The sequence below is a fragment of the Rhizobium sp. M1 genome, assembly GCF_002531805.1.
GTDB lineage: Bacteria > Pseudomonadota > Alphaproteobacteria > Rhizobiales > Rhizobiaceae > Rhizobium > Rhizobium etli_C.
The window spans coordinates 24,563-33,098 of record NZ_NWSW01000048.1; the positions used below are offsets into that span (position 1 = coordinate 24,563).

An 8,536-nucleotide genomic window follows, 5' to 3' on the forward strand; every position below is an offset into this window, starting at 1 on the left:
CGCGAGACCACTCTCCTTCCGAACTGGTTTCCGGCCCCATAAGGGTGATGAGCGTCAAATTATTCTCAGGAAAATGCAATACAACCATCTGGTGATCAAGCGGCCGAGTTGCTACAATCCATGCGAAGAGGGAGTCGATCGCCATTGTCCGATGGAAAGAACAGAATTCAGCACGCCGATCCAGAGATATGAACGACGCACCTTAATCGATATCGACGAAGCGCATCGACCTTACCTTGCTGCGGCCATCCTTCGTTTTAACGCGATGAATGCTGTTGCGAAGGTCGAATTGTCTACACAAATAACGTTATTCGATGACGGTTCGCCGCTGATCGACGTGTTGATTTCGGATTTTCAACACTGCCTCTATCGCGAAAAAATTTATACAGAGACGCTTCCCCTGCGAAGGGCGCTCATCAGCGGTGTCCTCGGGCGATGACCGTCTTCCCTCTGAAATTCACGCGTTTGGCTTCTGATTACCTATTCGTTGACGACGCCGGTGGATATTTCCGGGCAGATGGCAGATTCCTTGAGCGATACGCAGGTGGCGATCTGACTGCCTCAGATAGCGGGTTTCTTCATTCGAACGGGCATGCATTCGATGAAGTCGGCGACCCAGCATATATCGGATTTGCATATCGGTGGGCACAGCGACTGCATCGTCCGCAGGAGCTGAACTACGTCATCCTCGTGCCGACACTTCGCTGCAATTTGGCGTGCGGCTACTGCCAGGTGTCGCGGGTCAACGAAAACACCAGTGGGTTTGACTGGACCGAGGACACGCTCGCCCAGGTTCTTCGTTTTCTCGATGGCATGGACACAGCAAGTGCGAAAATCGAGTTTCAAGGCGGCGAACCGCTTTTGCGATTGGATCTGTTGGAGACGGTTCGAGAGTTTGCGCGGCGCAAATTCAAGGATGTAACCTTCACCGTTTGCACCAATCTGCAGTCTGTTTCCGATGAAGCCTGGGCGCTTCTCGACGCTTCGGACACATTCGTTAGCACGTCGGTGGATGGCGACCTTTCGGCTCACCAACGGCAGCGGACAATCACATCCCGCGGCACCGACCAGTTTGTTTCGAACCTTCGCTATGGGATCGGAAGGCTGGGGCAAGGGAAAGTGTCGGCGTTGCCCACGCTTGATGTCAACAATTTGCCAACCCCGAACCAGATCATTGAGACGTTCGGCGACTTCGGCTTTCGTTCCATTTTCCTCCGGCCTATCAACCATCAAGGTTTCGCTCGGAAGCGATACCAGACAATGGGCATGGATGAGCGATGGAACGACTATCATGGCCGATTCATCGATGCGTTGATCGAGCACAATTGGACAGCAGATTTTCCTGTCGAGGAATTCTACTTCACGCATTGTCTTCGCCGGGTGCTGCGCGGCGGCCATAACCACCATGTGGACCTTCGCAACCCGAACATCCTCGGTAAGGACTACCTGGTCATCGATTTCGACGGCACATTTTATCCGTCGGACGAAGCCAGGATGGTGACGAGAGTGGGGCAGATCGACCTGAGTGTCGGCAACCTTTGGGATGGCATCGATCAGGCAAAGCTGGATGTCCTGAATGAGGAAGCGACTAACTCGTTCCATCCAGATTGCATCCACTGTCCATACCAAGCGGCCTGCGGCATTGACGTGATCGACGACCTCTCCCGGTATGGCCGTATCGACGTGCCGAAGCGTGACACTACCTTCTGCCGACGCCACACCGCGATCTTCGACAAGATATTCGAGCTGCTCTATTCGGATGACAAAAAAGCTCTCAAGAGCCTTGCGGCATGGGCCGGAATTCCGGAGTTCGATCCTTCGCTGGCTCCGATACACAGATGATCGATTTGCGGCTCAAGATCGATGACGTTCCAATCGACCATCCAAGTATAGTTCGCTTGCGCACGGACGCGGTGGAGAGTGAGCATGATGCTGTCCTGATCGATCGTGACCACGAGAGTCAAACCTTCGATCTCGCGGGCTATTCGCTTCGCGTTTATTGCGGTCCCCAAACCGATCTCGACGGCGACGTGCTCCTTCTAGTTCCCGGTCGAAACTCGGCTCATCGATTGGTGCGAGCAGGGTCGAGGCACAACACCTTCCTGGTTACCGAGCAATGCGACCAACTCTGCGTGATGTGCTCGCAACCTCCGAAGAAATATCACGTCGATCTATTCGACCAATTCACAGTCGCCGCCACCTTGGCCCCGGAAGACGCTCGGATCACGATATCTGGCGGCGAGCCGCTGCTGCACAAACGAAGACTGTTTCAATTCCTCGCCGCCGCTGCGAAGGCCCGACCGGATATCTCGTTCCATGTTCTGACCAACGGCCAGTTTTTCGAACCTGGCGACATTGCCCTAATTGATGAGATCGGAAGGGAGCGCGTGTTGTGGGGCATTCCGCTGTATGCGCCTCACGCCGAACTTCACGACAGCATCGTTGCAAAGCCGGGTGCGTTTGAAACGTTGTCGCAGAATTTCATGACGCTAATGAGGGCGGGGGCGGCCGTCGAGCTTCGGACGGTTGTCCTTCAGCAGAACTGGAATGTGTTGCCACAGCTTGCGGACTACGCCTCGACCCGGCTTCCGTTCATTGATGTCTGGGCCATCATGCAACTAGAAAATATCGGCTACGGCAGAATGAATTGGGCGCATTCGTTCAAGGATACGTCGCTGGATTTCGGCAAATTGCGGAGCGCCATCAATCTCTCAATTGGGCGCGGTATCCAGACTCTTCTTTATAATTTCCCGCTTTGCACGGTTCCCCCACAGTACCGGCATCTGGCACCGGGCACGATTTCAGACTGGAAGAACAAATTCTTGGAAGAGTGCGGCGAATGTGGGCTTCGCTCTACTTGTGGTGGATTTTTTGAATGGTATAAAGCTGATCAGGGTTTTGGGGGACTGTCACAACAATGAAGAAGCGCAAGGTTTACCTGGTGCCGTCATTGATTGCGGCTGGGTTCATGCCATCGAAAAGCGATGCAGCGCCACTTGTCGGCCTTCCCAAAAAGAAGCCAGAACCCACTCTCTTTGAGCGGCTGCAGGTCAAGCAGGTCTACACCCTCGCAGGCCATAGCTCACATTCGAGCCACGCAAGTCATGCTAGTCACGCGAGCCATGCATCAGGCTCAGGCGGCGGCTACGTCTTGCCGCGCGGCGACTATAACAACAGCACGACCTATACGCAGCCCGACTCGACCCCGCGCTATTCGCCCAATCCCGGACCCGTCATCAGAAGTCTTCCTACTACTCCTAACATACCGGCGGCGACGTCGACTGGCAGCTATCCGACGCAGGTTGCCCCGCAATCTTCCTCGGTGAACACAGCGCCAATGCCACTGAAGACGTTGCCAGGCAACTCAGACAAATTTCGCCGTATCGTTATTCAGGTTCAGACCGCTCTGGTTGCCTTTGGCTATTACGGCGGCCCGATAACAGGGCAGGTCGATGCCACGACGAGAGCCGGACTCACTAAAATGCAGGATGCCTATGGGCTGAAGGTGACCGGAACGATCACGCCCCAGGTTCTCACAGCTTTTGGAATTTCAACAAACTGACCCAATGAGGTCGGGAGGGAGCGATGCGCTCGTCTGTCTTCATTTCCGCCCTCATTTCATTGGCCGCGCTAATCGCAAGCCCCAGTAACGCGGCGATCAGATTTGCCCATGTGAAAGCGGCGAACAACGACATCTTATTGATTCAAGGAACGTTCGAGCCCAGCGATCTTCCTGATAAGCTCGAAGCCGAAATTAAGAACAGCACTCCGAAATTCATCGCGTTCAATTCGCCGGGCGGGGATACGGATGCCGCGATCGGATACGGCCGGGCTATTCGTCGGCTGAAGCTTTCGACGTTGCAGGTTTCTGGTTCGATATGCGAGGCCGCATGCTTACTCGCTTTTGCCGGTGGAGTGCAGCGTTTTGCGGAAGACGCCTCGGTGGTCGTTGATCGGACGCTCCTCTCCCCGGGAATCTCGGGCCAGCAAACCGGCACCGATAGATACAAAGCCTACCTCGCAGAGATGGGCCTCGACCCCACCTTGTTCACATTTGTCACCGGTCTGTCCGACGGCGATCGACGGGTGCTGTCGCTGATCGATATGGCTGGCTTTGGTCTCGTGACTGGCCAGCCGACCCCTTATGTGGCACCCACGGCGGAAGAGACCGCCGTATCCAACGAGCCTCCCTCGACTGCGTTGAACGATGCAGCGCTACAGTTCTTCCAGGAAATGCAGCGGACCTGGTCGACGAACGAAGGAATGTTCTTCCTCGCGAACAACTATGGGGACTCCATTGTTTATTACGGCACCCAGCGTTCGAAGGCAGACGTCATAAACGAGAAGCAACAGTTCGCTGAACGGTGGCCTGTGCGCATTTATGCCGTTCGATCCGGCACAGCACGCGCGGCGTGCTTTGACATCTGTACCGTCTTCGCTGTGGTCGATTGGTATACGCACAGCCCCGCACGTAAAAAATCGTCGTCTGGCGCGGTGAATGCGGTGATGACCTGGGACCCCGCGACCCACAAAATTCTGGCGGAGAACGGTAAGATCACGACCAAGGACAGTTCGGTGGCTGGGCCGGATCGGATTATTCGTCGCTGGCTGACCGACAACGCTGCGTGCTCGTTATCCTACGCGCAGGACGCTTGTAATTCACAAGCACTGCTTCTGACGGAATTGAGCAACAGCGGCTGGTGCCGCAAAGCTGATGCGACTTGGGGACCGTGCACTCTTCAATAGGTCCGACCACCAAACGCGGGCGGGGACTGGAAGGTGTTCTGCACCTTGGGCTTGGTTGCTGGACGCGAAACTGGACGTTGACCAAGCAGCTCCTTCGGTACCCATCCCATCGCTGACGGACCACCAGAGACATGGACCCATCCGCTTTCCGTCTCAAGGATGGCGAGCAAAGCATTCTGGCCGACTGCCCCGACGGGGATGTATTTTGCACCGGGTCCATCCCTCAGCTGGAAGGGCTGCTTCATGTAGGCGAACTTCGGTTCCGGTGGGGCGATGAAAGGCGTGACAGGCGGCTCTGATGTCGCAACTGCCGTAGACGCGGCGGGCGCAGTCGCGGCCGCCGCGAGCGTCTCAAAGATCGCAGGATCGGGTGCGGGCTCCTGATCAGCCCGAAGGGCGGCAGGTGTCGAAGATATCTGACCATCTGCTGTCGCCGTTGCGTCAACGTTCGGTGCCTGGATGGGGGGTGCCAGGTTGCTGGTTTCCGAGGCGGAGCCAGAAGAGGTTGTGGCAGAGGCCATCGTCGACGGTGATGATGCCACCTGTGCTGAACCGGCCGCAGAGGCCGCGGGCCTTCCCGGCGTTGACGATGACGACGCAACTTGCCCCGAACCGGTGGGAACAGCGGCTTGCGTTGTGGCGGGCCTAGTCGATTTCTCCGCGTTTTGGAGTGCGGCGATAGCAATAGGAAGCCCAAAGATGCCGCCAATGATGAGGGCCATAGCAGGCACAGCGCTCTTTCGTCTCTGTGTATCCGGCAGAGGCGAACTTAGTGCCACTGGTGGCGATACTGGCGTTGCGGTCGATGGGATCGTCTTCGGTGCTTGTGAGGCCTCGATCTCTGCCCTCGCTAAAGCTTGGAAACCGGCAACAAAGCTAGCCAGCTTTCCCACTTGCGAAAATTCCAGTACCTCGTTGAGACCGCTGTCGCTTTGCAGATGAAGGGTGTCGTACAGACAGACAGGCAGTTGGCGGTTATTCCGAAAACGCCGATCGGGCCCGCCATTCTTGTTGGGGTGCTGCCAAGTGTGGTCGACGACCTTCGCGTCACGAGGGACATGACCATCTTCGATAAACCGTGACGCCTGCCAGCGAGCGCGGAGATCAGAATATGACATTGCACCGAAGCGCGAATTGTGGGCTACCAAAGCAACGTCCGGCATGAAATAGATGACCTGCTTGCCGACATGTATCGAGGGCGGCGTTATATTGCTCTTGATAACCTTGGGTAAAGCGTAGACGAGCTTCGTGGCGGTTCGCTTTACCAGGTGGGATGCGCCTGCATTTCTTTTCCAGGTCGTTAGATCGTTGATCGCACCGCCAGCCTCGATATGCCATTTGCCGGCGCAGGAGCGTAAGTCATCGAAAGCCGCGATCGTCTCCTTGTATGCCTGCTCGACCGGACCATCGATATCATAGAAGAGAACTGTCGACCGGCGGTAGGAGTCGAGCCATGACCCGATCGCCCAGGCGGGAAGGGCCGCGATCAACACCCAAATCCCCACTGGCGGCGCTTTCGCCAGCACAAGGATGCCGAGGAGGGCCGCGAGCCATCCGAAAAGAGCCGACAACCGCCATTGATTGGCCTTCGCGTTGATTTCGTCCAACACTTCGCCGAAGTTCTCGTCGCGCATCAACAAGACGTCGCCGGACTCGAACTCGATCATGTTGACCGCAGGTACTTCAAAAGTGACCTGAGCGGGCGGTGGCTCGCTCACAGCCCGCTGTCGACGTTGGCCAGCATTGCCAAGTGACGTTCGATAATATAGTCCGCCTCGTCCGGCATGGATATAGTGGCCCCGAGGTCCGGTACCGACCCTTAAGCCCTTCGCGCCGACAGAGACGCCGATACCTCCTTGGGAAAAATTAAACCGGAATGGTCCCGCCTTGACTGACTTGCGTATGTAGAATGGCACCCCATGCCCCCCAGTCCCATTGCAACGTGGATGTTACACAGATTCCTGGCTGCAACGAAGAATTTTGTGACTTGGCTTTTCAGGTCCGGCCCCGATCGATAGCCGCCAACAGCTCATAACGGCAAGGCAGTTCAATTCTACAAAAATTAACATCGCAGCCTGATGTGCCGGTTCGCACACATCATCGTTTTCCAAGGAACTATCCTAAGGGCAAGGTGGTCGGGATCGAGCTTCTGATCGACGAAGTCGGCAGCCGCGCGGGACGGTGACCGTGGAATTCATCGCGCGGGGGTATGTCGACAACAACAGCCGCTTGCTGATAGGTTACGCGGGAACGAGCGATGCCAGCTCGTACATGATTCGACGAATGTTTCGTTCAGACCACCGTCAGGTTAATTCGGTTTAACGAAAAATTCCTTGCAACAAATCATGGGGTACGATAGTTATTCGGCCGGGCCTGGCCCACGAGATCGCCTTTGCGGTCGCCCAAAAGCCTCGATGGAAACATCGGAGGCTTTTTGAGTTTTTAGGTCTTCCGCTCGATATTCTCAAAGCAGCTATATTTGGATCCGAGCATCGGCCGCTCGTCTTCCTTAATACGGCAGTCAATCAGCTTTCCATCGCCGATCAGGCGCTGGTAAGGACGATTGCTGGCATGATAGCCGCCCATGCAGATCGGCCAAAGATACAGATCCGCCAGTTGTGCCATCGGTGAAGTCTTCCGCTTGGTCTTGAACTCGTAGAGCGCCTGGGTAAACCGCTCGGGGGTCAAGGGGCCATACTTATCGGAATTGTCCTTAGCGAACGGCATTCCCTCCGCCTTTAGAGCCTTGTAATAGCCCTCTAGGTTCGCATCTTCGGCCTTGTTGCAGCGCTCAGGATGCACGCGCAGCTTCATGCCTTGGGCGATAGCGTATTTCGCGGCGCGTTCGACGACGACAGTGAAGGCGGTTTTGCAGAGCATCCAAGGATTCTGCTTGTACTGCTCGAGGTATCGTCCACAGTATCCGGGACGGTCGACAGTGCACGCGATACCCACCACGGGCGCCTCTCGCATTAGAATGTAAAGTTCTTCGTAGAATGCTCCCAGCTTGTCCTTCTCCCAGCCCCGCAGGAAATCGAAGTTCTCGTTCTGCGATCTGATTTCCGACGAGTGCAAGGGCGCCGTGATTTCCCATTTCTCGCAGAACTTTGCGTGAAGATCTCGGGCGTTGTCCTCTTCGTCACTTCGAACCAGGATTCCACCGAGTGCGAACCAGTCATACCCGTGCGCCGCTTTCTTCCCGACCTTGTGGGTGGGATGTCTAGTTCCGGAATCGTCGAGGTAGAGGTTCAAGGTGACAGGCAAAGCAATCTCTCGTGGCAGTCCATAGGATTCGTTCAACTCGACTACTAATACCCGCAAATACATAATTTTTGCTCACTTACCATCCACCTTGATGTCGCTTAGCACCTGCTCAAGCTTGCGGCGGTTGGTGAGGAATATCGCACGAAGCTGGGGGCAGTCAGGCGGCTGATTCAATCCTGACGAAGGCGGTCGGCAGAATGGTCAAGCACAGCAGCCAGTGGTACGTCAGCTTTCCATATACATCGGCCACGTCGGCTTCGATCAATGAACTGGTCTCCCGGATACAAATCAGGTGGTTGCCATCGTAGGCTAGATAAAAATGTGCGGAATCCAGATCTCATTGCGCCGTCAGATCAGCCGGCGTTGCAGCGCGACCTTGCTCCAATTAACCCGATCGGTGAGAAAATGAGTTTCCTAGCCTTTTCACTTAGGACATAGGGCTTCGATGATCGCGGGGAGATATTTCCGCACCTGGTCGCGGTCGCTCTCCTTCTCATGCAAATTCCGAGGCAATCCGCCCCCTGAT

At 55.8% G+C, this 8,536-nt stretch carries 7 protein-coding genes; 5 read left to right on the plus strand and 2 right to left on the minus strand.

Annotated features, from left to right (window positions below; translation table 11 throughout):
- Positions 1–73: 73 nt before the first annotated feature.
- The 5 genes from CO655_RS30250 to CO655_RS30270 are packed head-to-tail and all read left to right on the plus strand — an operon-like array spanning position 74 to position 4,746.
- Entirely contained in the window at positions 74–439 is a 366-nt protein-coding gene (locus tag CO655_RS30250; RefSeq protein ID WP_141514382.1) for a hypothetical protein, read from the plus strand.
- A complete protein-coding gene (hxsB, locus tag CO655_RS30255; protein WP_097667729.1) occupies positions 436–1,842 on the plus strand; it encodes a His-Xaa-Ser system radical SAM maturase HxsB in 1,407 nt (468 codons plus the stop codon). The genes CO655_RS30250 and hxsB overlap by 4 nt, the downstream gene beginning before the upstream one ends.
- Positions 1,839–2,921: a His-Xaa-Ser system radical SAM maturase HxsC gene (hxsC, locus tag CO655_RS30260; RefSeq protein WP_097667730.1), complete on the plus strand. Its 1,083-nt coding sequence runs from the start codon at positions 1,839–1,841 to the stop codon at positions 2,919–2,921. The genes hxsB and hxsC overlap by 4 nt, the downstream gene beginning before the upstream one ends.
- Positions 2,918–3,562 carry a His-Xaa-Ser repeat protein HxsA gene (hxsA, locus tag CO655_RS30265; protein WP_097667731.1) on the plus strand — a complete coding sequence of 215 codons (645 nt, stop codon included), beginning with the start codon at positions 2,918–2,920 and terminating at the stop codon, positions 3,560–3,562. The genes hxsC and hxsA overlap by 4 nt, the downstream gene beginning before the upstream one ends.
- A 23-nt stretch (positions 3,563–3,585) precedes the next feature.
- On the plus strand, positions 3,586–4,746 hold the full coding sequence (locus CO655_RS30270; RefSeq protein WP_097667732.1) for a hypothetical protein: 1,161 nt from the start codon (positions 3,586–3,588) through the stop codon (positions 4,744–4,746).
- Here the strand turns inward: CO655_RS30270 and CO655_RS30275 are convergent.
- Positions 4,740–6,662 (minus strand): DUF4236 domain-containing protein, encoded by a 1,923-nt coding sequence (locus CO655_RS30275; RefSeq protein ID WP_097667733.1) that lies wholly within the window; start codon positions 6,660–6,662, stop codon positions 4,740–4,742. The two genes, CO655_RS30270 and CO655_RS30275, sit on opposite strands and share 7 nt — an antisense overlap.
- 526 nt (positions 6,663–7,188) lie before the next feature.
- Positions 7,189–8,046, minus strand: a complete 858-nt coding sequence (locus CO655_RS30280) for a DUF3800 domain-containing protein (protein WP_245423963.1) — start codon at positions 8,044–8,046, stop codon at positions 7,189–7,191.
- Positions 8,047–8,536: the final 490 nt, after the last annotated feature.

Bases quoted from the DNA above. Each gene is read 5' to 3' on its own strand.
- hxsA (WP_097667731.1), top strand. From the start codon at position 2,918: ATGAAGAAGCGCAAGGTTTACCTGGTGCCGTCATTGATTGCGGCTGGG.
- hxsC (WP_097667730.1), top strand. From the start codon at position 1,839: ATGATCGATTTGCGGCTCAAGATCGATGACGTTCCAATCGACCATCCA.
- CO655_RS30250 (WP_141514382.1), top strand. From the start codon at position 74: ATGCAATACAACCATCTGGTGATCAAGCGGCCGAGTTGCTACAATCCA.
- hxsB (WP_097667729.1), top strand. From the start codon at position 436: ATGACCGTCTTCCCTCTGAAATTCACGCGTTTGGCTTCTGATTACCTA.
- CO655_RS30270 (WP_097667732.1), top strand. From the start codon at position 3,586: ATGCGCTCGTCTGTCTTCATTTCCGCCCTCATTTCATTGGCCGCGCTA.